Origin of the sequence: Pseudomonas sp. TWR2-1-1 (assembly GCF_049897045.1) — a bacterium.
Lineage (GTDB): Bacteria > Pseudomonadota > Gammaproteobacteria > Pseudomonadales > Pseudomonadaceae > Aquipseudomonas > Aquipseudomonas versuta.
Window position 1 is genome coordinate 166,069 of the sequence record NZ_JAFCVM010000002.1, and the last position, 25,106, is coordinate 191,174.

The following is a 25,106-nucleotide window of genomic DNA, read 5'->3' on the forward strand; positions in this document are numbered from 1 at the left end:
TCCCACAATGATTGCTCTGTGGCTACGCCGGGTTTAAATCACCAACAAGTCCACAAATGCATGAACCGGTGTCGCCTCCAGCGCCGCCTGGTCCTTGCACAGCGCAAAAATCTGCTTGCAACGCTGGCCCACAAACCGCGTCGCCAAATTGGCCTTGAACTTGTCTTCGAGCAACGGAATGCCTTCGGCACGCCGCCGACGATGGCCAATCGGATACTCCACAACCACTTGCCCGGTACTGCTGCCATCGGTGAAAAACACCTGAATCGCATTGGCGATTGAGCGCTTGTCGGCCTCCAGGTATTCGCGGGTAAAGCGCGGATCTTCAACAATCACCATCTTCTCGCGCAACTCATCAATGATCGGATGCGCGGCATGAAAATCATCCTCGTACTGCTCGGCAACCAGATTGCCAAAGGCCAGCGGTACAGCCGTCATGTATTGGATGCAGTGATCCCGGTCCGCCGCGTTGGCCAATTTGCCCTGCTTGGAAATGATCCGAATCGCTGATTCGTGGGTTGTAATCACAATTTTCTCGATCTCGTGCAGACGATCCCTGACCTGCGGATGCAAGGTTACCGCCGCCTCACAGGCGGTTTGCGCATGAAATTCGGCCGGAAAACTGATCTTGAACAAGACGTTTTCCATCACATAAGTGCCGTAGGGCTGTGACAGGCTGAACTGACGCTGGCCTTCAGGCTTGAGCGCCAGGTCCTTGTTGGTATGGCTGAACAGCACATCGTAGAACCCCCACTGCGGCGCCGTCAGCACACCCGGAACACCCATTTCGCCGCGCATCGCAATATCAGCCAGGCGCACCCCCCGACTCGACGCATCCCCGGCAGCCCAGGATTTTCGCGACCCGGCATTGGGCGCATGACGATAGGTGCGCAAGGCCTGGCCATCGACAAAGGCATGGGACAATGCCGACAGCAACTGCTCGCGGTCAGCCCCCATCAGCTTGGCGCAGACCGCCGTCGAAGCGACTTTCACCAACAGCACGTGATCGAGCCCTACACGGTTGAAAGAGTTTTCCAGGGCAATCACCCCCTGAATCTCATGGGCCATAATCATTGCCTCAAGCACCGCCCTCACCGTCAGCGGCGCCTCGCCATTGGCCACGCGCTTTTGCGACAGATGATCGGCCACCGCCAGAATGCCGCCCAGATTATCCGAAGGATGCCCCCACTCCGCCGCCAGCCAGGTGTCGTTGTAATCCAGCCAGCGCACGATGCAGGCGATGTCCCACGCGGCCTTGACCGGGTCCAGCCGCAACGAAGTCCCCGGCACACGGGCACCAAAAGGCACCAGCGTGCCCTCCACTATCGGCCCCAGGTGCTTGGTGCACTCCGGAAAACGCAACGCCAGCAAGCCACAGCCCAACGTGTCCATCAGACAGTTGCGGGCAGTGTTCAGGGCTTCGGGCGAGGTGATGGTGTAAGTCAGGACGTAATCGGCAATGTCCTGCAAGACGCGGTCATAGTCGGGACGATTGTTGAGGTCGACGTTGGCACTCATTCGTAATTGCTCCAGTTCGGATAATTAAAAGGTGTGTTCCATCCTCAGGCTCGGCGTGATCATGCGGGTCTGGAGCGCCCGCTCAAGTAGATTTCTACAGCCAGACAGTTCCCCACTGTAGAGGGCTTAAGTCGTACTTGCGTTCAGCTGCGGGTTAAAAAGGCGTCTGCCAGCAGCCGGTTGCGCGCCAGCCCCGCCAAAAACAAACGCTTGGCGAAAGCCTCGACACTGTCGGGGTGACCGCAGATCAAAGCGTGAGTCTGGCGCGACTCCACCCGTAACCCGGCCAGAAAGTCCGGTAACCGAGCGCGCACGACCCGCTCGACCTGCAGATTTGGCTGCGCGACAGCCAGCGCCTGCAGCTCTGCCTCCAGGTAGTGTTCGCTATGATCCCGGGCTACGTGCACCAGGCGTATCGGCCCATGATGGTGCTGACGCAGCGCCTCGCGCAGTACGCCATATAAAGGCCCCAGCCCGGTGCCGGACGCCAGCAGCCAGAGAGGGTGTTCCTGCCAGTCGGGGTCGTAACGCAGAGCGCCGCCACGCAGCTCCCCCAAACGCAGCGGATCGCCAACCCGCAACTGACGCGCGGCACTGACAAATTCACCGGCATGGGCGCAATCGAGGTGAAACTCCAGAAACCGGTCTTCATCCGGCAGGCTGGCTAATGAATACGGACGCGCGACACCGCTGGCTGTCCACAACACCACATGCTGACCGGCGCGATAACGCAGCGAGCGCCCAGGCAACAAACGCAAGCGCAACACCGTCGGGCTCAACCAGTCGACACTCAGCACCTCGGCGGGCAAGCCGTCGCGCATCGGGTCAAAGGCCTCAAGCTGCAAGTCTTCCACCACCTGACACTGACAAGCCAGGCGCCAGCCTTGTTCACGCTGGGCGCGGCTCAATGCCTCGGGTTTGAGGTCGGCAGGCTCGCCACGCACACAACGCACCAGACAGGCATGGCAACTGCCGGCACGGCAGCTGTAAGGCACCGCCACACCGGCCTGATTGAGGCTATCGAGCAAATTGGCATCCTGGCAAACCGACCAGCGCCGGTCAGCGACGTGTAACTCGGGCACTTCATATGTCCTGTAAAAGAGTCAGTGTGGCGGGTAGCAGTTGCCGCAGGCTAAGGCAGATTGCAAAGCGATCGTAAATGCTGAGCGTGCGCCTGAACTAAAGGATCGCGGTAGCTGATTCTACGACGGCTTCGCCGCCGCACGCAGCCTTCGTCAGCGGCTACAAATCCACCCGACGTTCGTTTATACCCCCCGCAGGTGTATCAAGGCGTGCACCGGGTTATACTGCCGCGCCTTTTTGGTGCCGGTCATCCGTGCCCGGTATGCCCAGCAAAGATGTTTTCGACAGACCGATAGACCAAGGTCGCAAACACCTTATTGAATGTTCCCGTCTTATAGAGGAGCGCGACCCATGACCGTGATCAAGCAAGACGACCTGATTCAGAGCGTTGCTGACGCCCTGCAATTCATTTCCTACTACCACCCCGTGGACTTCATCCAGGCCATGCACGAGGCCTACCTGCGCGAAGAATCGCCAGCGGCCCGTGACTCGATGGCGCAAATCCTGATCAACTCGCGCATGTGTGCCACCGGCCACCGCCCGATTTGCCAGGACACCGGCATCGTCACCGTATTCGTGCGTGTGGGCATGGATGTGCGCTGGACCGGCGCCACCATGGGCCTGGACGACATGATCAACGAAGGCGTGCGTCGCGCTTATAACCTCCCGGAAAACGTCCTGCGGGCTTCGATCCTGGCCGACCCGGCCGGCGCTCGCCGCAACACCAAGGACAACACCCCGGCAGTTATCCACTACTCCATCGTTCCGGGCAACACCGTGGAAGTGGACGTAGCGGCCAAGGGCGGCGGCTCCGAAAACAAGTCGAAAATGGCCATGCTCAACCCGTCCGACTCGATCGTTGACTGGGTGCTCAAGACCGTTCCGACCATGGGTGCGGGCTGGTGCCCACCGGGCATGCTCGGCATCGGTATCGGCGGCACGGCTGAAAAAGCGGCGGTGATGGCCAAGGAAGTGTTGATGGAGTCCATCGACATTCACGACCTGATCAAGCGCGGCCCGTCCAGCCGTATCGAAGAGATGCGTATTGAGCTGTTCGAGAAGGTCAACCAGCTGGGCATCGGCGCCCAGGGCCTTGGCGGCCTGACCACCGTGCTCGACGTAAAAATCATGGACTACCCGACCCACGCCGCTTCCTTGCCGGTGTGCATGATCCCGAACTGCGCGGCCACCCGCCATGCGCATTTTGTGCTCGACGGTTCCGGCCCGGCCGAACTCCAGGCACCACCGCTGGACGCCTACCCGCAAATCGTCTGGGAAGCAGGTCCATCGGCGCGCCGTGTAGACCTGGACACCCTGACCCCGCAAGACGTGCAAAGCTGGAAGCCGGGCGAGACCGTTTTGCTCAACGGCAAAATGCTCACCGGTCGCGACGCGGCGCACAAGCGCATGGTCGAAATGCTGAACCGTGGTGAAACCTTGCCGGTCGACCTCAAGGGTCGCTTCATCTATTACGTGGGCCCGGTTGATCCGGTCGGCGACGAAGTCGTTGGCCCTGCCGGTCCGACCACAGCCACGCGGATGGACAAGTTCACCCGCCAGATCCTTGATCAGACCGGCCTGCTGGGCATGATCGGCAAATCCGAGCGCGGCCCGACCGCTATCGAAGCGATCAAGGACCACAAAGCCGTGTACTTGATGGCGGTTGGCGGTGCAGCGTATCTGGTGGCTCAAGCCATCAAGAAATCGCGCGTCGTGGCCTTTGCCGAACTGGGCATGGAAGCGATCTACGAGTTCGACGTTAAAGACATGCCGGTTACCGTGGCTGTCGACAGTAAAGGCGAGTCGGTACACATCACCGGCCCGGCAATCTGGCAGAAGAAAATCAGCGAAAGCCTGGCCGTTGAAGTGCAGTAAGCCCTTCTAAGCCAGACACAAAAAAACGGCCGGGTTAATCACCCGGCCGTTTTTTATGCACGTTATCTGTAGGAGCGAGCTTGCTCGCGAGCAGTTGAAGAGCTCGCGAGCAAGCTCGCTCCTACAAGACGTTAAAACGCGTTACGGAAGATCTCTTCAATCTGCCCCTGATCCGCCTTGCGCGGGTTGGTGAAACCACAGGCATCTTTCAGCGCGTTGGTTGCCAACATCGGGATGTCATCCACCTTGGCCCCCAGATCCCGCAGACCGGCTGGAATTTCAACATCCTTGGCCAAGGTGCGAATTGCCGCAATGGCTGCTTGCGCGCCCTCTTCCGGGCTCAAACCCCGTATATCGGCACCCAGCGCGTGGGCCACATCGGTCAGGCGAGCCGCACACACATGAGCGTTAAAGGTTTGCACATGGGGTAGCAGTACCGCGTTGCACACCCCGTGCGGCAAGTCGTAGAAGCCACCCAACTGGTGCGCCATGGCGTGAACAAAACCCAGCGACGCATTATTGAACGCCATGCCTGCCAGGAACTGCGCGTAGGCCATGTTCTCCCGGGCGGTGAGGTCTTTGCCATCGCTTACCGCCTGACGCAAGTTCTGGCTGATCAGCTGCATGGCTTTAATTGCACAGGCGTCGGTAATCGGGTTGGCCGCGGTCGACACATAGGCTTCCACGGCGTGGGTCAGCGCGTCCATACCGGTCGCAGCCGTAAGCCCCTTGGGCATTGCCACCATCAGTTGCGGGTCGTTGACCGACAGCAGCGGTGTTACGTTGCGGTCGACAATCGCCATTTTCACGTGGCGCTCTTCGTCCGTGATGATGCAAAAACGCGTCATCTCACTGGCCGTACCCGCCGTGGTATTGATCGAAACCAGCGGCAGTTGGGGCTTGGCCGACTGATCCACGCCTTCGTAATCGCGAATATGCCCGCCGTTGGTCGCACACAACGCAATGCCTTTGGCACAGTCATGGGGCGAGCCGCCACCCAGCGATACAACAAAGTCACATTGATGCTGCTTGAGGACCTTCAAACCCGCCTCTACGTTGGCAATGCTCGGATTCGGCTTGGCGCCGTCGAAAATCACCGAGTCAATATCCTGCAATGCCAGCTTTTCTGCGATCAGCGTTGCTACCCCGGCCTTGGCCAGCCCGGCATCCGTCACGATCAGCGCCTTGCGAAATCCATAATTGCTAATCGCGGTCATGGCTTCATCCAGACAACCGTTACCCATAATGTTGACGGCGGGAATAAAAAAAGTGCTGGTCATGGCGAGTCCTCTAAAGCGGGGTGTAGCCCGCGACGCTGAATAAGTCCATGAGCATAGCTTCAACTTATTTATGCACACCGATGTTGATCTGGCTCAACACTTGAGCGTGATAAAGTCCTGCTTTGCCCCCGCCTTGAGACGATATTTGCCATGACCCCCTTCCAGGAATTTGATGCCGAACTAGAAGACTGGAATGCCTTGAGCACCGGCACACCGTGCAGCGGGCTGCTGATCGGTAACGGTGCGAGCATGGCCGTGTGGCATGACTTTTATTACGACTCGCTGTTCGACAAAGCCAAAAGTGTCGCCGAAAAGCCTCTGAGCCAGACCGAACTCAGCGTGTTCGAAGCCCTGGGCACGCGCAATTTCGAGCACGTGTTAAGCGCACTCAAAACCGCAAGCAAGGTCAACAAAGCCCTGGCGATCAATTCAGCCTCGCCGCGCAAGCGCTACTACGCCATCAAAGAAGCGCTGATCAACAGCACACAGGACGTACACATCCCCTGGCGCCTGATGCAGCCCGAAACCCTGGCATGCTGGAACCGTGAACTGGCGCGCTACGCCACGGTGTACTGCTCCAACTACGACCTGCTCACCCCCTGGGCGGTGATGCAGGCGCCGAAACAGTTCAATGACCTGTTCGATACGCCGGGGGCTACTTTCGAACTGGCTGGCGCACTGGGCAAGAGCAAGTCCACACGCGTGCTCTACCTGCACGGTGGCCTGCATCTGGTGAAAAATCAGGAAGGCAAGGCTCGCAAGATCAACGCCACGCCACCCGTGCTGCTGAGCAACTTCGCGATCAATCACTCGATCAGCGCGCTGGACGATGTGCCGCTGTTTGTCAGCGAGAGCAACAGCGACGACAAGCGCAAATCCATTCGTCACTCGGATTACCTGTCGTTTTGCCATGAACAGCTGATGACCCACAAAGACACGTTATGCATCTTTGGCCACAGCCTGGCAGAGCAGGACCAGCACCTGATTGATGCTTTGCGTCAGGCACCGCTGAAAACGCTGTGCATCTCGATTTACCCGCGCAACGAAGCGTTTATCCGCTTCCAGAAACACCACTACTCGGCACTATTTGCAGACAAGAAGCTGACATTACGCTTCTATAATTCGAAAACTCACCCGCTGGGCTACACCAGGCATTCGGTACCGGTAGAGGTTTAAATCCGCTCTCCTCCCGCAACGGGAAAAGGGCCCGCAATACTTAGTCATCCCGGCTATTGACCACCACCAGCAACTGCGCCTGAACCTGCCCCACCGAACGCAAACGGTGGGGCTTTTGGGCGTTGAAATGCAAGGCATCGCCCTTCTGCAAAATGACCCGCTCAGTCATAAAATCGACCTCTACTGCCCCCTCATGCACGAACAAAAATTCTTCGCCCGTATGCTCCTTGAAGCTGGGATCGGCGAATTCGAAAGGGGGGAACATCATGAACGGCAACAAATTGCGCTCGCTGACCTGATGCGCCAACACTGCATAACCCGGTGACTGTCCGGTGCCCGACAGCAACTGGCGCTGATCACTTCTCACCAGGCTGTAGTTGTCCAGCCGTGCGCTGTCCTCCGAGAACAGCTCCTCGACGTTCACATTCAGCGCCCTGGCCAATTTAAGCGCCGCGGCGATCGACGGCGTATTAAGCCCGCGCTCAACTTTGGACAGGTAACTCTTGGTCATGCCGGATTTTTCGGCCAGCACCTCAAGGGTAACGCCCAATTTTTTTCTGAGTAATTTCAAGCGGATAGACATGTATAGCAATTAATCCATCAAAGGAGCTGCGGGTTTCTCTTGTCAATGACACTTTGTGTCATATAACCTCTTAAGTGTCATATGCGCTGCCCCGCCACTTTCCAGGCTGCGGGGCAGGCAATCCGGCAATCACTGCAAAGGACACCGACATGGCCAAGACATTAGCACTCCCGAAAGAGCAACTGGTCAAACAAGCGCTTGTACAGATGCAAAATACGCTGGCAGATAATACGTGGACTGACAGGCAAAAGCTGGCCCTGACCTGCCGCATCCTCTTTGAAAACGGCCACGACTCAGGTCTGGCCGGGCAAATCACGGCTCGTGGGCCACAACCCGGCACCTATTACACCCAGCAACTGGGCCTGGGATTTGACGAAATAACTGCCGGTAATCTATTGCTGGTCAATGAAGACCTGGAAGTACTCGAAGGCCACGGCATGCCGAACCCGGCCAACCGCTTTCACAGCTGGGTCTACCGCGCCCGCCCGGATGTGAACTGCATCATCCACACTCACCCGACCCACGTAGCCGCACTGTCGATGCTGGAAGTGCCGCTTGAGGTGTCGCACATGGATCTCTGCCCGCTGTACGAAGACTGCGCTTTTCTGGAAGGTTGGCCGGGGGTGCCGGTGGGTAATGAAGAAGGTGAAATCATCACCCGGGCGCTGGGCGCCAAACGCGCGATCCTGCTCTCGCACCACGGCCAGTTGTCGAGCGGGGCCAGCATCGAAGAAGCCTGCGTGATCGCGCAACTGATCGAGCGCGCCGCCAAACTGCAACTGCTGGCGATGGCGGCCGGCACTATCAAACCCGTCGAGCCGGCGCTGGGTCGCGAAGCCCATGACTGGATCAGCCGTCCTAAACGTCACGCTGCCGCATTCAATTACTACGCCCGGCAAAACCTGCGTCGTCATGCCGATTGCCTGAACTGAGCCCACCTACCTGTTCAAACGGAGATACTTTATGTCGACCTCAAACATTCACGGCATCATCGGCTACACCATCACCCCGTTTACCGCCGACGGCGAGCAGATTGACCTGAGCGCACTGGGACGCTCCATCGACCAACTGATCGACAGCGGTGTTCACGCCATTGCCCCGCTGGGCAGCACCGGCGAAGGCGCTTACTTGAGCGACGCCGAATGGGATCAAGTCAGCCAGTTCACCCTGGCCCATGTCGCCAAAAGGGTACCGACCATAGTCAGTGTGTCCGACCTGACCACCGCCAAGGCTGTGCGGCGCGCGCGCCTTGCCGAGCAATATGGCGCCGATGTGGTGATGGTCTTGCCGGCCGCATACTGGAAACTCAGCGAAGCTGAAATCCTCGCTCACTACCGCGCCATTGGCCACAGCATCAGCACTCCGATCATGCTCTACAACAACCCAGCCACCAGCGGTACGGACATGTCGGTCGATCTGATCCTGCGCATTTTCAATGCGGTTGAAAACGTCACCATGGTCAAGGAAAGCACCGGCGACATTCAGCGCATGCATCGCCTGCAACAGCTGGGCGAGGGGCAAATCCCGTTTTATAACGGTTGCAACCCGCTGGCACTGGAAGCGTTCGCGGCCGGGGCCAAAGGTTGGTGTACGGCTGCACCTAACCTGATTCCGGCACTCAATCTGGGGTTGTATGAAGCGGTCCTGGCCAACGACCTGAAAACAGCCCGCGAGCTGTTCTATCGCCAATTGCCACTTCTGCAGTTCATTCTAAAAGGTGGCTTGCCCGCAACTATCAAGGCAGGCCTGCGCCTTACCGGCATTGAGGCTGGGGACCCACGCCTGCCGGTATTTCCACTGTCTGAAAGCGGCGTTTCACAATTGCAGCAAATCTTGAAAACGCTGCGCTGACTCTCCCGGAACGCCCATGCCTGCTGCCGAAAATGACGCTGATGTTTTACCCTCAAAAACCCAGTGACACCTTCGCCAGCAGGCTCAGGCCAATGGGGTCATCAAAACTTTTCTTTGACCAGGGTTGTCGGACCGTTGGTTTTGACGCTGGCGATGCCTTTGTCCCGAGCCGCTTCGGAGCTGTACTGCTCGCTGGTGCCAATGATCTGGTGATTCGCGGCCTTGAGGTTGAAGTACGGTTTGCCGTCTTTGGCGACCTTTTTGTCATAGCGCTCATCATGCGGGCTGTTGACCTGCACCGAGGCTATCCCGCCTTTGGCCGCAGCCAGAGTGGTGTAGTGCTCACTCACCAGAATCGTTTCGGCATTTGCCGCCTTCAAGACAAAACGGAACTGTCCGTTACTGGTTTTGCTCAACTCGTACCAACCTGACATAACCACTCTCCTGATGCAGTAGGTGTTTTTCCCTTCCTCAGTAAAGCGGCCACAGCCTATTTATCCATTTATCCGTCGAAATAAGCCCAGGCATGAATTTCCCGCAAGACAAATAGCAATAATTCTCGATAACATTCGTGAATTATTTGCATCGCTACATCCTTAAGGATCTCCATGTCCCGCTCCAAACCTGATCCGCTGGCCGAATCCTTGCGCGAGTTCTACACGCAGATTCTGCACTTCCTGCGCAAACGTACCGACAACGCCAGCGATGCAGCCGACATGACTCAGGATGTATTCACTCAATGGCTGGGTTATCAGGACCGCGCCAAGGTTGAACAACCAAGGGCATTTTTGTTCCAGATGGCACGCAACCTGTTACGTGATCACTGGCGACGTCAGCAAGTGCGACACGGGCTGCACAGTGAACATATCGAGCGTCAACCCGAGCCCCTGAGCGACGAGAGGGATGATCCAATGGCCGCTGCACAACGCCAGCAACGAATGGAGCAACTCAAGGTCGTGCTCGCAGAACTCTCGCCCAGACGCCGCGAAGCCCTTATGCTGCATCGTTTTGAAGGCTTGAGTCAGGCGCAGATTGCCGAACGCATGGGCATCTCCGTCAGCATGGTGGAAAAGCACATCGCCTTTGCCTTGTTGCACTGCAAGCAACATTTACAACGGGACAGCGGCAAGGAGCAGCCACAATGACCCCCTTTCAAACGATCACCAACGACAGCATCGACGCGCAGGCAGCCACCTGGTTTGCGCGCAACCGCAATCAACCTGACAGACATTGCCGCGAGCAATTCAACGCCTGGAAAGCCATCCCGGCGCATGCCCGCGCGTATGCCGAATTTGAGTCACTCTGGGCCGAACTCGGTGAACTCCAGCCACGGAGCAAACCCGCCCCCCTGCCGGTGCGCCGGCGCTCGGCTTTTGCCCTGGCAACGGCAGCAGCAGTGTTATGCGCCGTGTTTGCACTGAATATCGGGACCCCGGTGGCATTGCACCAGCAACAGGTGGCCACCCAAAGCCAGAACCCGAAAACCCTGACACTGCCCGACGGCAGCAGCCTGACCGTGAATGCCAACACCCGCCTGCGCATCGACTTCAGCCCCCACCAGCGCAATATTTATCTGGATCAGGGCCAGCTCTATATCGAAGTGGCCGCCAATAAAGAACAGCCTTTGGTGGTACATGCCGGCGATGCTCTGATCCGGGTCGTGGGAACCGGTTTTGATGTACGCCGCAGCCAGCGCCAATTAGTGGTGAGCGTCGCCCACGGGCAAGTCGCCTTTATCCCCGACGGCAAGTCGTCTGCCTTGCTGGGCGCCCGGCAGCGCGCCTCTTACGATTACGCCAAAGGCACGCTTGCAGAACAAACCCTCAACCCGGGGGAAGTGGCTGACTGGCGCAGCGGCCATCTGTCCTTTCGCAACCGGGAGCTGGCCAGCCTGGTGGATGAACTGGATTTGTACCGCCCCGGGGTGATTGAACTGGCAGACGGACCGCTTGGCCGCTACAAGGTCTCGGGCAATCTGGATGTCAGCGACCCGCTGGCACTGGTCAAGGCGCTGCCCGCACTGATCCCGGTGAAAAACCACCTGCTGGAAAACGGAAAAATCCGCATCGAACCCCGCTAAAACCACATATGCGAATATTTTTCATTCGCATATGTGGTTTTCTCTTTGTGCTGCGTCTTCCTTCGGTCTGCTAACGCATGTCTTTTTTGGCCTTTGGCCACACCGGGGGATTTCATGTTTCGCGCACCACATCACTTCTCGCACCTGTGCACACGTCCGGGCCTGCTGGCGGCATGCATGGCGATCAGCCTGCACGCCCATGCCGAATCGATCCAGCTACACCTGCCGGCGCAATCGCTGGCCAGTTCCCTGAGTGATGTGGCACAGCAGGCAAAAATCCAGCTGCTGTTTGACGAAGCCCTGCTGCGCAATGTGCAAGCCCCGGCGCTCAGTGGCACCTTCAGCCCGCAGGAGGCCATCAACCAGCTGCTCAACGGCACGGATTTCAGTCTGATCCAGGTGGATCGCACCTATGTTGTGCGCCCCCGTGAACAAGGCACCACCACCAGCAACAGCCTGGAACTGGGCGCGGTCAGCGTGGTGGGCAACGGCAACGAGGTCGACTCCAGCAACGTTGGCAAGTCGACCATGACCCAAACCGAAATCAATCGTTACCAGGCCAATAACATTCCCAGCCTGCTGGCCACCTTGCCGGGCATCAACCTCGGCGGCTCCCTGAAACCTGGCGGCCAGACCATCAACATCTGGGGCATGGGCGAAGCCGAAGACGTGCAGATGACCGTTGATGGCGCGACCAAAAGCGGCTTTGAGCGGTACAAACAAGGCACCATTTTTATCGAACCCGAGCTGATCAAACGCCTGGAAGTCGAGAAAGGCCCCCACGATTTTCGCACCGGCAATGGCGGCTTTGGTGGCGTCGTGCACATGGAAACCAAAGATGCGCCGGACCTGCTGGAAGAAGGCAAAGACGTGGGCGCCATGCTCAAGTACGGCTACAGCAGCAATGACCATCAACAGGTCTACAGCGGTGCCGCGTACGGCCGTACCGAGGATGGCCGCGCCGATGCGCTGGTGTACTACACCAAACGCGACGGGGACGACATGAAGCTGGCCGATAACATGCCCAACCCCGGCAATGTTTACCCGGTAAACCCCTTGCGCCTGCCCAACACGGCCCAGGACCTGGACGCACAACTGCTCAAACTCAACCTGCACCTCACCGACGAGCACAGCGTGGGGATGTCTTACTCGCGCTCGAACAACTATCTGTGGGTGCCTTTCTCGGCGGTCAGTTACCCGGCACCGCCAAGCCAGGCCAACATCGACAAGTACGGTTTTGACATCGCCTCGCGCCGGTACCTGGCCAACCGCTCAACCATCGATACCACCTGGTCGGCCAAATATAACTACGAGCCGGTCGATAACCCGCTGGTGGACCTGGAAGTGAAGTACTCACACTCCAATACCGAGCAGACCGACAAACGCGGCGAACAGGCCTTCGTCCAGCCCACCACCGGCGGGCGCAAGATGGAAACCGGCTATACCGACGACATGCTCCAGATCGAGAACGTCAGCCTGTTTGCCAGCGGTCTGCTGGACCATGTGCTGACCACCGGCGTGCAATTTCGCAAACATCAGCGTGATGTGAACATGTGGATGCCGGGCGCGACCTACGAGGTAGAAAAATACAACTACGGCCACTACCAGCCCAACTTCATGCCTGCAGGCAAGGTCGATACCAACAGCTTCTATATCCAGGACGCCATCACCCTCGCCAACTTCACCCTGACTCCTTCGATACGTTACGACCATGTACGCAATCGCGGTCAGGAAAACGACGCGCCCTACTACAACCATCCGGAACTGGGTCACGACTACAGCGATAAAACCTACACCGGTTGGTCGCCTCGTCTATCGGCTTTCTGGAAAATCACTCCGCAGACCGCCCTGTTTGCCGACTTCAGCAAAACCTGGCGCGCCCCGGTAATTGACGAGCAGTACGAAGTCCAGGGACTGGGCAACCGCACATCCAGCAGCCTGAACCTCAACCCGGAGCGCATCACCGGCTGGCGCGCGGGCAACATCACCACTTTCGACCAGATCTTTGGTGACAACGACCACGCACTGATCCGCACCACCCTGTTCAGCAACAAGATCGACGATGAGATTTTCAAAGCCACTGGCGTCGGCTGTGCCGCCCAAACCGCCGCGGGCAGCATGTCCAAAGATTGCGGATCCGCTCCCATGCCCAATTACCGCAACATTGGCAGCGTGACCATCAAAGGCTTTGAGATTGAAAGCTTCTATGACGCCACCTACCTCTTCGGTTCGCTGTCATACGCATGGATGACAGGCAAGCACCAAGGCGCCTACACCAATCCCTGGGGGCCCGACGTATGGGCGCGGGACGTTCCTGCGCCGAAGTGGGTTGCGGTGCTGGGAACCAAAATTCCGGCCTGGGATGCCCGCGTCGGCTGGAAGGGAGAGTTCGTGCGCAAAACCGACCGTTTACCGAGTGACAAGTATGGCGCCGGCCCACTGACAGCCCTGGGTGACCGCTACTGGGACCAGTACCCCAACGACGGCTACAACGTGCAGGGCCTGTTTGCCAACTGGAAACCGACACAGCCGTACCTCAAAGGCACTGAAGTCAACCTCACAGTGGATAACCTGTTCAACAAGAGCTATCGCCCGATGCTCAGCGGAGAGAACGCCTACAGCCAGGGCCGTAACGCCAAAGTCAGCGTAACGCGGTTCTTCTAAAGCTGGGGATACTCCGACCCGTAGCAGCTGCCGCAGGCTGCGTCCGGTTGCGCAGCAAGCCTGAGTCCGAGGTGTATCAGGTGCGCACCGACCTGACGACGGCTGCGCCGCCGGACGCAGCCTGTCGGCAGCTGCTACAAGAGAGTGGGTCAGCCTTGCTTGCGCCCCACCAGATTCAATTCCGGCGCCTGCACCCGCCGCTGGCTCAGGTAGCGGGTGCAACTCACACGCAGGAACGAGGCGAAGTTGACCACTTCGCCCCGATAATCCATCACTTCTTCGTACAGCTTGGCCACCAACTGGTTGGTGGTCATGCCATCGGCTTGCGCAATTTCGCTGAGGATGTCCCAGAACTGGTTTTCCAGGCGCAAGGTGGTGACCACGCCGCAAATACGCAAGGAACGCGAGCGCGACTCGTACAGAATCGGATCGGCTTTGACATATAGCTCACACATGGTCGCGCCCTCTTCTTACAACGTAATGGTCGTACCCAACAGCCCAAGAAACGCCGCCAGCCAGGCAGGATGTGCCGGCCAGGCAGGAGCCGTCGCCAGGTTGCCTTGCACGTGGGCCTTGGTCACGTCGATATCAATGTAAGTTCCGCCTGCCAATCGCACTTCCGGAGCACAGGCCGGGTAAGCACTGCACTCACGGCCTTCCAGGGTTCCGGCTGCAGCCAGCAATTGCGCGCCATGGCACACAGCCGCAATCGGTTTGCCGGCCTTATCGAATTCACGTACCAGCTCCAGCACCTTTTCGTTCAACCGCAGGTATTCCGGAGCACGGCCACCTGGTACCACCAGTGCGTCATAGTCACCGGCCCTGACCTTGTCGAAATCGAAATTCAGGGCAAACAGATGGCCCGGCTTTTCGCTGTAGGTCTGATCGCCCTCGAAGTCATGAATCGCCGTGCGAACGGTCTGCCCCGAGGTTTTGCCGGGGCACACTGCGTGAACCTGATGACCGACCATCAACAGCGCCTGAAACGGCACCATTGCTTCGTAGTCTTCAACGTAATCGCCAACCAGCATCAGAATTTTTTTCGCCGCCATGGTGGGTGCTCCTCTGGGGTAAACCGTGGGCTGATGAGAGTAGCCAAGGTAACCCCTGAGCGCCCACGCGGGTAATAGCCTGATACTACGTACCCGCTGGATGCTCCTTACACGCTTACTTCAACAAACCGTCCGCCTGCAGCAAGGTTTCCAGGCAGTGTTCCTGAATGTTGTAAAACGCCTTGAGCTCCTGGATTTTCACCAGCAACTGCGCCGGGTCCAGCGGTTCGGCGCGTTTGACCGCAAGGATCATTTTGTTTTTGTTGGTGTGCTCCAGGGAGATGAACTCGAACACTTTGGTTTCATAACCGCAGGCTTCAAGGAACAAGGCACGCAAGCTGTCGGTGACCATTTCGGCCTGCTGGCCAAGATGCAATCCATATTGCAGCATCGGCTTGAGCAGCGCCGGGCTCTGGATCTGCAGGCGGATCTGTTTGTGGCAACACGGTGAGCACATGATGATGGCTGCCCCCGAGCGAATGCCCATATGGATCGCGTAGTCGGTGGCAATGTCACACGCATGCAGCGCGATCATCACGTCGATCGGGTTCGGTGCGAAGCTGCGTACGTCACCATGCTGAAAGGACAGGCCCGGGTGCTCCAGCCGCTGGGCGGCGTTGTTGCACAGCGTGACCATGTCTTCACGCAGCTCAACCCCGGTGACCACGCCTTCAGCCTTGAGGCTGTGACGCAGGTAATCGTGAATGGCAAAGGTCAGGTAGCCCTTGCCCGATCCGAAATCCACCACCTTGACCGGCTGATCGAGCTTGAGCGGCGAGCTGCTCAAGGCATGGGAAAACACCTCGATAAACTTGTTGATCTGCTTCCACTTGCGCGACATCGCCGGAATCAGTTCCTGCTGCTTGTTGGTGACCCCCAGGTCCGCCAAAAACGGGCGCGACAGGTCCACAAAGCGATTTTTTTCACGGTTATGCTCAGCCGACGGCAGTTCACGTTCCTGCTGGCTTTTACCCTTGAACAGCGAGCTTTTGCCTTTTTTGCTGTATTCCAGTTGCACTTCATCGGTGAGGGTCAGCAAGTGCGCATTTTTGAACGCTTGCGGCAACAGCCCGGCGATGTTGGCCACAGCCTCTTCCAGGGGGAAGTTCTTGGTGATATCGCGGGTTTTGTAGCGGTATACAAACGACAGGCAAGGCTGATCCTTGACCGTGACTTGCTTGATGATGATCCGCTGCAACTCGGCCTCGGGCCCGACGTACTTGGCCAGCACCAGCTTGATAAAGGAATTCTGGGCCAGGCCGGTTTCCAGCAAGTTCAAAAATTGCGCACGATGATCCGGCACAGACGGGGCGGTGGTAGCAGTCACTGACATTGAAAAAGGTGCCTCGGGGGATGCAGGAGGGAGAATCAGAAAAGCAATGGCGGCTATTTTAGGCGTGTTCGCCGCCAGGGGCACGGGGTTATTTCAGCCATCGCCGATTACAGCATCACCAGCCGATTGGGCAGTTGATTGCGCGGATGGGTTTTGGGGACATGCCGTTCCAGCAGTTCGGCACAGGCATCAATGCAGGCAATAAAGCCTTCAGCCGTATGACCCAGCGCCACCCGGCGCGTGAAATCACTGACGATGGTGCCCCAGTCACTGTTATCCAGATGTCGCGATATGCCTTCATCCACCAGAATTTCGACATAGCGCTCGGCTTCGCTGACAAAAATCAGCACACCGGTACGGTCTTGGGTGTGGTGCAGCTTTTGTTCGAGAAACTGGCGCCGGGCAAGATTGCTCGCCCGCCAGTGCCGAATGCGCGGCGGGATCAAACGGGTGGTAATGGCCGGCAGGCGAAAGATCAGGCTGAGAAAGACAAAGCAGGCCCATTGCAACATCAGCAAGCCGTAAATCTGCAGGCCGCCGATCAAAAAATGCACCAGCGCGGGCACCACCAGGGCGATCAGGCTGGCCCAGAGCAAGGGGATGTAGCTGTAATCGTCCGCGCGGGGGGCCAGTACAGTGACAATTTCGGCGTCGGTACGTTGTTCGGCGCGGGTCACCGCGTCGGCGACCTGCTGCTGTTGCTGCGGGGTAAGTAAAGCCATGAGTGTCGATGCCCGTTAAATTAAGAGTGAGTTACCAGCCGCCGGAAGCTCCGCCGCCACCAAAACTGCCGCCGCCACCGCGAAAGCCGCCACCGCCGCCACCAAAGCCCCCGCCGCCACTGCCAAACCCGCCGGAGCGCGTGCCACCGCCGCCGCCCGAGTTGCAAATGCCGTAGAACTGGCAGGCAGCCACGACCACCACGAACAACAGAAATAGCAGCAGTACCACGCCGGGGTGCTCGCTCATCAAGTCGTTGCCATCGCCCTGCCCGCTGGCGTAGGCCGGCTCAGGCACGGGATCGCCACCCAGCACTTGCAGGATCGCGGCAACACCGTCGCTGATGCCCTGACTGAAATTTCCGGCTTTAAAGGCCGGGGTAATGATCTGATTAATGATGACTGAGGATTGCGCGTCGGTAAGACGGCCCTCCAGGCCATAGCCGACCTCGATCCGCAGTTTGCGGTCATCACGCGCGACAATCAGCAGGGCGCCGTTGTTTTTATCCTTTTGCCCAATCCCCCAGGCCCGCCCCAACTGGTAGCCGAAATCCTCAATGGGAGTCCCTTGCAAATCCGCCACCGTGACCACCACCACTTGCTCGCCGGTGGCTTTTTCGTGGGCTTCGAGTTTTTGCGCCAGTTGCTGGCGAGTGGCGGGGTCGAGCATGTGAGCATCATCCACCACCCGCCCGCTCAGCGTCGGAAAGGTGAGCGCCTGTGCAGTGGCTATAAATAGCCAGAGCAGCAGGCCCAATCCCAGTTTTGATACGCGCATCAGCACCTCGGCGGTTGCATTCCCCCCACTTTGCAGGTGTAGGAGCGAGCTTGCTCGCGAGCTGTTCGTGAACCAAAAAGCTCGCGAGCAAGCTCGCTCCTACAGAGTGGGGTCAGGCGGTTGTTAGAACTTCACTTCCGGGGCTTTGTCGGCCTCCGGTGCGGTGGCCTCGAAAGTCGGGCGAATCGGCAAGTCGCTGTACATCACGGCATGCCACAAACGACCCGGGAAGGTGCGGATTTCGGTGTTGTAACGTTCAACCGCCTGGATGAAGTCGCGACGGGCCACGCTGATGCGGTTTTCCGTGCCTTCAAGTTGCGACTGCAAGGAGAGGAAGTTTTGATTGGATTTCAAGTCCGGATAGCGCTCGGACACCACCATCAGACGGCTCAAGGCTCCGGTCAGCTGGTTCTGTGCATCCTGGAACTGTTTGAGTTTTTCCGGATTGTTCAGGGTGCTGGCATCCACCTGGATCGACGTTGCCTTGGCCCGCGCCTCAATCACCGCTGTCAGGGTGGCCTGCTCTTGCTTGGCCGCGCCCTTGACCGTTTCCACCAGGTTGGGGATCAAGTCGGAGCGCCGCTGGTATTGATTCTGCACTTGCGACCAGGCCGCCTTGACCTGCTCGTCCAGGGTCGGAATGGTATTGATCCCGCATCCCGCCAGCAGACTGCTCAACGCCAGCAGCGCGATGACTTTCCAGCCCGAGGACCTAACGCTTTGTAATTCCATGCTTGTGACGCTCCGAAATAACCCGATTGAGTTTATTGACCGCATACCTTGTGGAAAAACTCCCTCACCGTGACTGAATATCTCCCGGCAACACTGGATTGCTGGTAGCTAATCAGCTAAAAGACTGCCTGCCATGTGGGAATACTTCCTCTTAAAGATAGGGTAATTTTTAAGTTAAGTAGTCCTTACATCCCCCACAGAACAATATCGCTTCAAAAGCGCGGGCCATCCCTCGCTTTAAGAGAGCGGCCGCGTAGAAGAATGTCATGAGAAATATGTATTTGCTGGGCTTGGCCCTTAGTCTGGCCAGTCACTCGGTTTTAGCCCAGAACCCGCCGGCACCGCTCCCGCCCAAAGATGTATTTGTGGCTGATCTGCTCAAACAAATGACGGTGGATGAAAAGATCGGCCAACTGCGCCTGATCAGTATCGGCCCGGAAATGCCCCGCGAACTGATCCGCAAGGAAATCGCCGCAGGCCGTATCGGCGGCACGTTCAACTCGATCACCCGCGCCGAAAACCGTCCGATGCAAGAGGCTGCTCAACGCAGCCGCCTTAAAATCCCGATGTTTTTTGCCTACGACGTGATTCACGGCCATCGCACCATTTTCCCCATCAGCCTGGCCCTTGCGTCCAGCTGGGACATGGACGCCATCGCCCTGAGCGGCCGGGTTGCCGCCAAGGAAGCCAGTGCCGACGGTATTGACCTGACATTCGCGCCGATGGTCGACATCGCCCGTGACCCGCGCTGGGGGCGTACCTCGGAAGGCTTTGGCGAAGACACCTACCTGGTATCGCGCATTGCCAAAGTCATGGTCCACGCGTATCAGGGCGTTTCACCTGCCCTGCCCGGCAATATCATGGCCAGCGTCAAGCACTTCGCCCTGTATGGCGCAGTGGAAGGCGGCCGGGACTACAACATTGTCGACATGAGCCCGGTGCGCATGTTCCAGGATTACTTGCCACCCTACCGCGCCGCCATTGATGCCGGTGCGGGCGGGGTGATGGTGGCGTTGAATTCAATCAATGGCATCCCGGCCACCGCCAACATGTGGTTGATGCAGGATCTGCTGCGCAAGGACTGGGGCTTCAAAGGGGTCGCCGTCAGCGACCATGGCGCGATTATCGAGCTGATCAGGCACGGCGTTGCCAAGGACGGGCGCGAAGCCGCGAAGCTGGCAATCAAGGCCGGCATCGACATGAGCATGAACGACAAGGTCTATGGCGAAGAATTGCCGGGTTTGCTGAAATCCGGCGAAGTGCCGCAAAGCGATCTGGACAACGCGGTGCGTGAAGTACTCGGGGCCAAATACGACATGGGCCTGTTTGCCGACCCGTACCTGCGTATCGGCAAAACCCAGGATGACCCGGCCGACACCAATGCCGAAAGTCGCCTGCACCGAAATGAAGCGCGCGAAGTGGCACGCAAGAGCCTGGTCCTGCTGAAGAATCAGAGCGAAACCCTGCCGCTGAAAAAACAGGCCCGCATCGCGTTGGTCGGTCCGCTGGCCAAGGCACCGATCGACATCATGGGAAGCTGGGCAGCCAATGGTCAGCCGGCGCAATCTGTCACCGTGTTCGACGGCATGCGCAACGCGCTCGGTCAGCAGGGCACGCTGATTTACGCCCGCGGCGCCAACATCACCGACGACCAGAAAATCGTCGATTACCTGAACTTCCTGAACTTCGACAACCCTGAAGTAACCAACGACCCACGCCCGGCCCGGGAGATGATCGACGAAGCGGTCAAGGCTGCGCAGCAGGCCGATGTCGTGGTGGCGGTGGTGGGTGAATCGCGCGGCATGTCCCACGAATCGTCAAGCCGCACCAGTCTGGACATTCCAGCCAGCCAGCGCGCCCTGATCACTGCCCTCAAGGCCACTGGCAAGCCGTTGGTGCTGGTGCTGATGAATGGCCGTCCGCTGTCGATCGACCTGCAACAGCAACAAGCGGATGCGGTACTGGAAACCTGGTTCAGTGGCACTGAAGGCGGCAATGCCATTGCTGATGTCCTGTTCGGCGACTACAACCCGTCCGGCAAGCTGCCCATCACCTTCCCGCGCTCTGTGGGGCAGATTCCGACCTACTACAGTCACCTGACCATTGGCCGCCCCTTCACCCCGGGCAAGCCGGGTAACTACACCTCGCAGTACTTCGACGAGGCCAACACCCCGCTCTACCCGTTTGGCTATGGCCTGAGCTACACCGACTTCAGCCTGTCGGATGTCAGCCTGTCCGCCAAAACCCTGAAACCGGGCGCATCACTGACTGCCAGCGTGACGCTGAAAAACACCGGCAAGCGCGATGGAGAAACCGTGGTCCAGTTGTACCTGCATGATGTCGCCGCCTCTATGAGCCGTCCGCTCAAGGAGCTGAAGAACTTCCAGAAAATCATGCTCAAGGCCGGAGAACAGAAAATCGTTCAGTTCACCCTCGACGAGAACGACTTGAAGTTCTACAACGCACAATTGAAGTACGCCGCCGAGCCGGGAGAGTTTGAGGTGCTGATCGGCCTTGATTCGCAGAACGTGCAGCAAAACAGCTTCCAATTGTTGTAATTTCCCGCATCTGCCGCAAAGGCCGCCCAAGGCCTTTGCGGTGTCGCAAAACCCCAATATCCGCTTGACCTTTCCTATCTTTGCACTCGCCTGAAAATGCGTTCGGACAGCGCTGTTTTTTATGGTAGGGTTCGCGCCCTTAAAATTCAGTACGGGTCGTTTAATCCGGCAAAAATTGGTGACAAACGGTCTGAAGCCGAGCCCATGGGGCCTACACGGTTTTTTACGCTTTCATACACAAAACCAGCATTGATTCAAGCCAAGATCCTACGTTGCAGAGACTCAGCAAAACGCATATCTTGTATCTATTCCGCCAAACAACCCTACATATAGGGTTTATGGCCAAAAACCCAACACAACTCAAACGAGAATTTCAAGTCCTTTTCTCGCGCCTGTCGGGTTTGAGCAAACACGTTATTAAAGTCCAAACCGCGCATGCGGATGGCAGCCGGTTTCCAGCGTAAAAGCCGGAAAGCGGCCCGGGTGTTGCAGTAAAAATACTGTCACCCATCAGGACCAGGGTTTGAGGCGGCACGCGCAAACCCATGACTTCGGCACGGAAGCGGCTTAACCCCCCCTTTCTGTACGTCCCGAGGTTGTTATGCCCGGTTTGATCGCCGGTTGTAGTGCTTCAGGACGGAACGGTGGGCACCCAAAAGGTGCCCAAACAAACATAGAGAATGTGGAGACACCCCCCATGCAAACCGACACAACTCGCGAGAACTCGCAGGGTTCCGATTCAAATCTGGATCTGTCTGCGACCGCGCCAGGCCAATTGCGCGTGATCAAACGTAACGGGACTGTAGTTCCTTACACTGATGACAAGATCACCGTCGCCATCACCAAAGCGTTTCTCGCAGTTGAGGGTGGCAAAGCTGCCGCCTCGTCCCGCATTCACGACACTGTTGCGCGCCTGACTGAACAAGTCACCGCAACCTTCAAGCGTCGCATGCCATCGGGTGGCACCATCCACATCGAAGAAATCCAGGACCAGGTTGAACTGGCCCTGATGCGCGCCGGCGAGCAAAAAGTGGCTCGCGACTACGTGATCTACCGCGATGCCCGCTCCAAGGAGCGTGCTACCCGCGCCCCGGCCGAAGACGCTGTCCAGGCTCACCCGTCGATTCGTATCACCCGCGCTGACGGCACTTTCGCGCCGCTGGACATGGGCCGCCTGAACACCATCGTCACCGAAGCCTGCGAAGGTCTGGCCGAAGTTGACGGCGACCTGATCCAGCGCGAAACCCTGAAAAACCTCTACGACGGCGTAGCACTGAGCGACGTCAACACCGCCCTGGTGATGACCGCCCGCACCCTGGTAGAGCGTGAGCCGAACTACTCCTTCGTAACCGCTCGCCTGCTGATGGACACCCTGCGTGCCGAAGGCTTGAGCTTCCTCGAAGTGGCAGAAAGCGCGACTCACCACGAGATGGTCGACCTGTACGCCAAAGCCCTGCCGGCCTACATCGCCAAAGGTATCGAGTTCGATTTGCTGAACCCGGTTCTGGCGACCTTTGACCTGGAAAAACTGGGCAAGGCGATCAACCACGAGCGCGATCAGCAGTTCACCTACCTGGGCCTGCAAACCCTGTACGACCGTTACTTCATCCACAAGGATGGCGTGCGTTTCGAACTGCCGCAGATCTTCTTCATGCGCGTGGCCATGGGCCTGGCGATCGAAGAGAAGCAAAAAGAAGACCGTGCCATCGAGTTCTACAACCTGTTGTCGTCCTTCGACTACATGGCTTCGACTCCAACCCTGTTCAACGCCGGTACCCAGCGTCCGCAGCTGTCCAGCTGCTACCTGACCACCGTGCCGGACGACCTGTCGGGCATCTACCACGCGATCCACGACAACGCCATGTTGTCCAAATTCGCCGGTGGCCTGGGCAACGACTGGACCCCGGTACGTGCACTGGGTTCATGGATCAAGGGCACCAACGGCAAATCCCAGGGCGTGGTTCCGTTCCTCAAAGTAGTGAACGACACCGCCGTAGCCGTTAACCAGGGTGGCAAGCGCAAAGGCGCTGTGTGTGCCTACCTGGAAACCTGGCACATGGACATCGAAGAGTTCATCGAGCTGCGCAAGAACACCGGTGATGACCGTCGTCGTACCCACGACATGAACACCGCCAACTGGATCCCTGACCTGTTCATGAAGCGCGTCTTCGATGACGGCCCGTGGACCCTGTTCTCGCCATCCGAAGTCCCGGACCTGCACGACCTGACCGGCAAGGCCTTCGAAGAGCGTTACGAGTACTACGAAGCACTGTCCCAGTACCCGGGCAAGATCAAGCTGTTCAAGACCATCCAGGCCAAAGACCTGTGGCGCAAAATGCTGTCCATGCTGTTTGAAACCGGCCACCCGTGGCTGACCTTCAAAGACCCGTGCAACCTGCGCAGCCCGCAGCAGCACGTAGGCGTGGTCCACAGCTCGAACCTGTGCACCGAGATCACCCTGAACACCAACAAGGACGAGATCGCGGTCTGCAACCTGGGCTCGATCAACCTGCCGAACCACATCAAGGACGGCAAGCTCGATACCGAGAAGCTCAAGCGCACCATCGACGTAGCCGTACGCATGCTCGATAACGTCATCGACATCAACTACTACTCGGTGCCGCAAGCCCGCAACTCGAACTTCAAGCACCGTCCGGTCGGCCTGGGGATCATGGGCTTCCAGGACGCGCTGTACCTGCAGCACATTCCTTACGCCTCGCAAGCGGCCGTGGAATTTGCCGACAAGTCGATGGAAGCGGTCAGCTACTTCGCAATCCAGGCGTCCTGCGACCTGGCTGACGAGCGTGGCGCTTACGAGACCTTCCAGGGTTCGCTGTGGTCCAAAGGCGTACTGCCGCTGGACTCGCAACAGATCCTGATCGAACAGCGCGGCCAGAAGTACATCGACGTTGACCTGAACGAATCCCTGGATTGGGCACCGGTTCGCGCCCGTGTTCAGAAAGGCATCCGTAACTCCAACATCATGGCCATCGCACCGACCGCGACCATCGCCAACATCACCGGCGTATCGCAGTCGATCGAACCGACTTACCAGAACCTGTACGTGAAATCGAACCTCTCGGGCGAATTCACCGTGATCAACCCGTACCTGGTTCGCGACCTCAAGGCCCGCGACCTGTGGGACTCGGTCATGATCAACGACCTGAAGTACTACGACGGTTCCGTGCAGCAGATCGAGCGCATCCCGCAAGAGCTCAAAGAGCTGTATGCCACTGCGTTCGAAGTTGACACCAAGTGGATCGTTGACGCCGCCAGCCGCCGTCAGAAGTGGATCGACCAGGCTCAGTCGCTGAACCTGTACATCGCTGGCGCTTCGGGCAAGAAGCTGGACGTGACCTACCGCATGGCCTGGTACCGTGGTCTGAAAACCACTTACTACCTCCGTGCCCTGGCCGCGACCAGCACCGAGAAGTCCACCGTCAACACCGGCAAGCTCAACGCCGTGTCCAACGGCAACAAGAGCGAAGACGTCGTTGCAGCGCCTGCCGGTCCTGCACCGGTACCAAAGGCTTGCGCCATTGACGAGCCGGATTGCGAAGCTTGCCAATAAGCTGAGCCGTCAGACGGCCTGACCGCCTGACCAAAACCCCCGTTAAACCCTGGCAACAATTGGGTTTAGCGGGGGTTTTGTTTTGTGGGCCCGTATCCCGTGTAGGACCGAGCTTGCTCGCGAGCTTCTCAAAAAGGTCGCACTCACTCGCAAATCAATACGGGCTCGATAAAAAGCTCGCGAGCAAGCTCGCTCCTACAACGCTGGTTGAGGTCCCCCTCAACTATGGAATCTTCCACATGGCTGTAAGCAC

At 58.2% G+C, this 25,106-nt stretch carries 20 protein-coding genes; 9 read left to right on the plus strand and 11 right to left on the minus strand.

The genetic code is table 11. The features are described from left to right. Window positions 1–33: 33 nt before the first annotated feature. Both prpD and ACP7BO_RS05720 read right to left on the minus strand, forming a co-directional pair. Complete coding sequence (gene prpD, locus ACP7BO_RS05715; RefSeq protein WP_426209062.1) at window positions 34–1,518, minus strand: 2-methylcitrate dehydratase; 1,485 nt, start codon at window positions 1,516–1,518, stop codon at window positions 34–36. A gap of 143 nt (window positions 1,519–1,661) precedes the next feature. After that, the gene (locus ACP7BO_RS05720) at window positions 1,662–2,600 is read right to left on the minus strand and encodes an iron-sulfur-binding ferredoxin reductase (RefSeq protein WP_426209064.1); all 939 of its coding nucleotides are present in this window, start codon (window positions 2,598–2,600) and stop codon (window positions 1,662–1,664) included. 352 nt (window positions 2,601–2,952) lie between these two features. On the opposite strand from ACP7BO_RS05720, the gene ACP7BO_RS05725 reads away from it, so the two are divergent. After that, window positions 2,953–4,476: a fumarate hydratase gene (locus tag ACP7BO_RS05725; protein WP_397454477.1), complete on the plus strand. Its 1,524-nt coding sequence runs from the start codon at window positions 2,953–2,955 to the stop codon at window positions 4,474–4,476. 131 nt (window positions 4,477–4,607) lie between these two features. Here the strand turns inward: ACP7BO_RS05725 and yiaY are convergent, their stop codons facing one another. Beyond that, window positions 4,608–5,756: an L-threonine dehydrogenase gene (yiaY, locus tag ACP7BO_RS05730; RefSeq protein ID WP_060694347.1), complete on the minus strand. Its 1,149-nt coding sequence runs from the start codon at window positions 5,754–5,756 to the stop codon at window positions 4,608–4,610. A 150-nt stretch (window positions 5,757–5,906) separates the two neighbouring features. On the opposite strand from yiaY, the gene ACP7BO_RS05735 reads away from it, so the two are divergent. Then, window positions 5,907–6,932 carry a DUF4917 family protein gene (locus ACP7BO_RS05735; protein WP_397454478.1) on the plus strand — a complete coding sequence of 342 codons (1,026 nt, stop codon included), beginning with the start codon at window positions 5,907–5,909 and terminating at the stop codon, window positions 6,930–6,932. A 40-nt stretch (window positions 6,933–6,972) separates the two neighbouring features. On the opposite strand, the gene ACP7BO_RS05740 is transcribed toward ACP7BO_RS05735, so the two are convergent. Beyond that, window positions 6,973–7,515: a helix-turn-helix domain-containing protein gene (locus tag ACP7BO_RS05740; RefSeq protein WP_010655864.1), complete on the minus strand. Its 543-nt coding sequence runs from the start codon at window positions 7,513–7,515 to the stop codon at window positions 6,973–6,975. Window positions 7,516–7,664: 149 nt separating this feature from the next. Between ACP7BO_RS05740 and ACP7BO_RS05745 the strand changes: the two genes are divergently transcribed. Together ACP7BO_RS05745 and ACP7BO_RS05750 are read left to right on the plus strand one after the other, a co-directional pair. Beyond that, complete coding sequence (locus tag ACP7BO_RS05745; RefSeq protein ID WP_202210947.1) at window positions 7,665–8,447, plus strand: aldolase; 783 nt, start codon at window positions 7,665–7,667, stop codon at window positions 8,445–8,447. Between the two features lie 31 nt (window positions 8,448–8,478). Then, window positions 8,479–9,366 (plus strand): dihydrodipicolinate synthase family protein, encoded by an 888-nt coding sequence (locus ACP7BO_RS05750; protein ID WP_426209067.1) that lies wholly within the window; start codon window positions 8,479–8,481, stop codon window positions 9,364–9,366. Between the two features lie 101 nt (window positions 9,367–9,467). Here ACP7BO_RS05750 and ACP7BO_RS05755 read toward each other — a convergent pair whose 3' ends face one another. After that, entirely contained in the window at window positions 9,468–9,800 is a 333-nt protein-coding gene (locus tag ACP7BO_RS05755; RefSeq protein WP_426209069.1) for a YegP family protein, read from the minus strand. A 174-nt stretch (window positions 9,801–9,974) separates the two neighbouring features. Here ACP7BO_RS05755 and ACP7BO_RS05760 point away from each other — a divergent pair, with 174 nt between their 5' ends. The 3 genes from ACP7BO_RS05760 (at window position 9,975) to ACP7BO_RS05770 (ending at window position 14,110) form a co-directional block, all read left to right on the plus strand. Beyond that, window positions 9,975–10,511, plus strand: coding sequence for an RNA polymerase sigma factor (locus tag ACP7BO_RS05760; protein ID WP_426209071.1), 537 nt, complete (start codon window positions 9,975–9,977; stop codon window positions 10,509–10,511). Further along, on the plus strand, window positions 10,508–11,446 hold the full coding sequence (locus ACP7BO_RS05765) for a FecR family protein (protein WP_426209073.1): 939 nt from the start codon (window positions 10,508–10,510) through the stop codon (window positions 11,444–11,446). The genes ACP7BO_RS05760 and ACP7BO_RS05765 overlap by 4 nt, the downstream gene beginning before the upstream one ends. Before the next feature lie 114 nt (window positions 11,447–11,560). Next, window positions 11,561–14,110 (plus strand): TonB-dependent hemoglobin/transferrin/lactoferrin family receptor, encoded by a 2,550-nt coding sequence (locus tag ACP7BO_RS05770; protein ID WP_426209075.1) that lies wholly within the window; start codon window positions 11,561–11,563, stop codon window positions 14,108–14,110. Between the two features lie 149 nt (window positions 14,111–14,259). Here the strand turns inward: ACP7BO_RS05770 and ACP7BO_RS05775 are convergent, their stop codons facing one another. From ACP7BO_RS05775 to ACP7BO_RS05800, 6 genes are all read right to left on the minus strand, one after another. After that, window positions 14,260–14,565, minus strand: a complete 306-nt coding sequence (locus ACP7BO_RS05775) for a ribbon-helix-helix domain-containing protein (protein WP_060694357.1) — start codon at window positions 14,563–14,565, stop codon at window positions 14,260–14,262. A gap of 15 nt (window positions 14,566–14,580) precedes the next feature. Continuing rightward, complete coding sequence (locus ACP7BO_RS05780; protein WP_397454482.1) at window positions 14,581–15,162, minus strand: DJ-1/PfpI family protein; 582 nt, start codon at window positions 15,160–15,162, stop codon at window positions 14,581–14,583. Between the two features lie 115 nt (window positions 15,163–15,277). Next, window positions 15,278–16,495, minus strand: coding sequence for a class I SAM-dependent methyltransferase (locus ACP7BO_RS05785; protein WP_426209077.1), 1,218 nt, complete (start codon window positions 16,493–16,495; stop codon window positions 15,278–15,280). Between the two features lie 107 nt (window positions 16,496–16,602). After that, window positions 16,603–17,217 (minus strand): TPM domain-containing protein, encoded by a 615-nt coding sequence (locus tag ACP7BO_RS05790; RefSeq protein ID WP_060694364.1) that lies wholly within the window; start codon window positions 17,215–17,217, stop codon window positions 16,603–16,605. Window positions 17,218–17,248: 31 nt separating this feature from the next. Further along, window positions 17,249–17,992, minus strand: coding sequence for a TPM domain-containing protein (locus ACP7BO_RS05795; RefSeq protein WP_060696960.1), 744 nt, complete (start codon window positions 17,990–17,992; stop codon window positions 17,249–17,251). Window positions 17,993–18,115: 123 nt separating this feature from the next. Next, entirely contained in the window at window positions 18,116–18,724 is a 609-nt protein-coding gene (locus ACP7BO_RS05800; RefSeq protein ID WP_426209080.1) for a LemA family protein, read from the minus strand. Between the two features lie 266 nt (window positions 18,725–18,990). Here ACP7BO_RS05800 and bglX point away from each other — a divergent pair, with 266 nt between their 5' ends. Beyond that, entirely contained in the window at window positions 18,991–21,282 is a 2,292-nt protein-coding gene (bglX, locus tag ACP7BO_RS05805) for a beta-glucosidase BglX (protein ID WP_426209082.1), read from the plus strand. Between the two features lie 697 nt (window positions 21,283–21,979). Then, window positions 21,980–24,853 carry a ribonucleoside-diphosphate reductase subunit alpha gene (locus ACP7BO_RS05810; RefSeq protein ID WP_397454485.1) on the plus strand — a complete coding sequence of 958 codons (2,874 nt, stop codon included), beginning with the start codon at window positions 21,980–21,982 and terminating at the stop codon, window positions 24,851–24,853. Window positions 24,854–25,106: the final 253 nt, after the last annotated feature.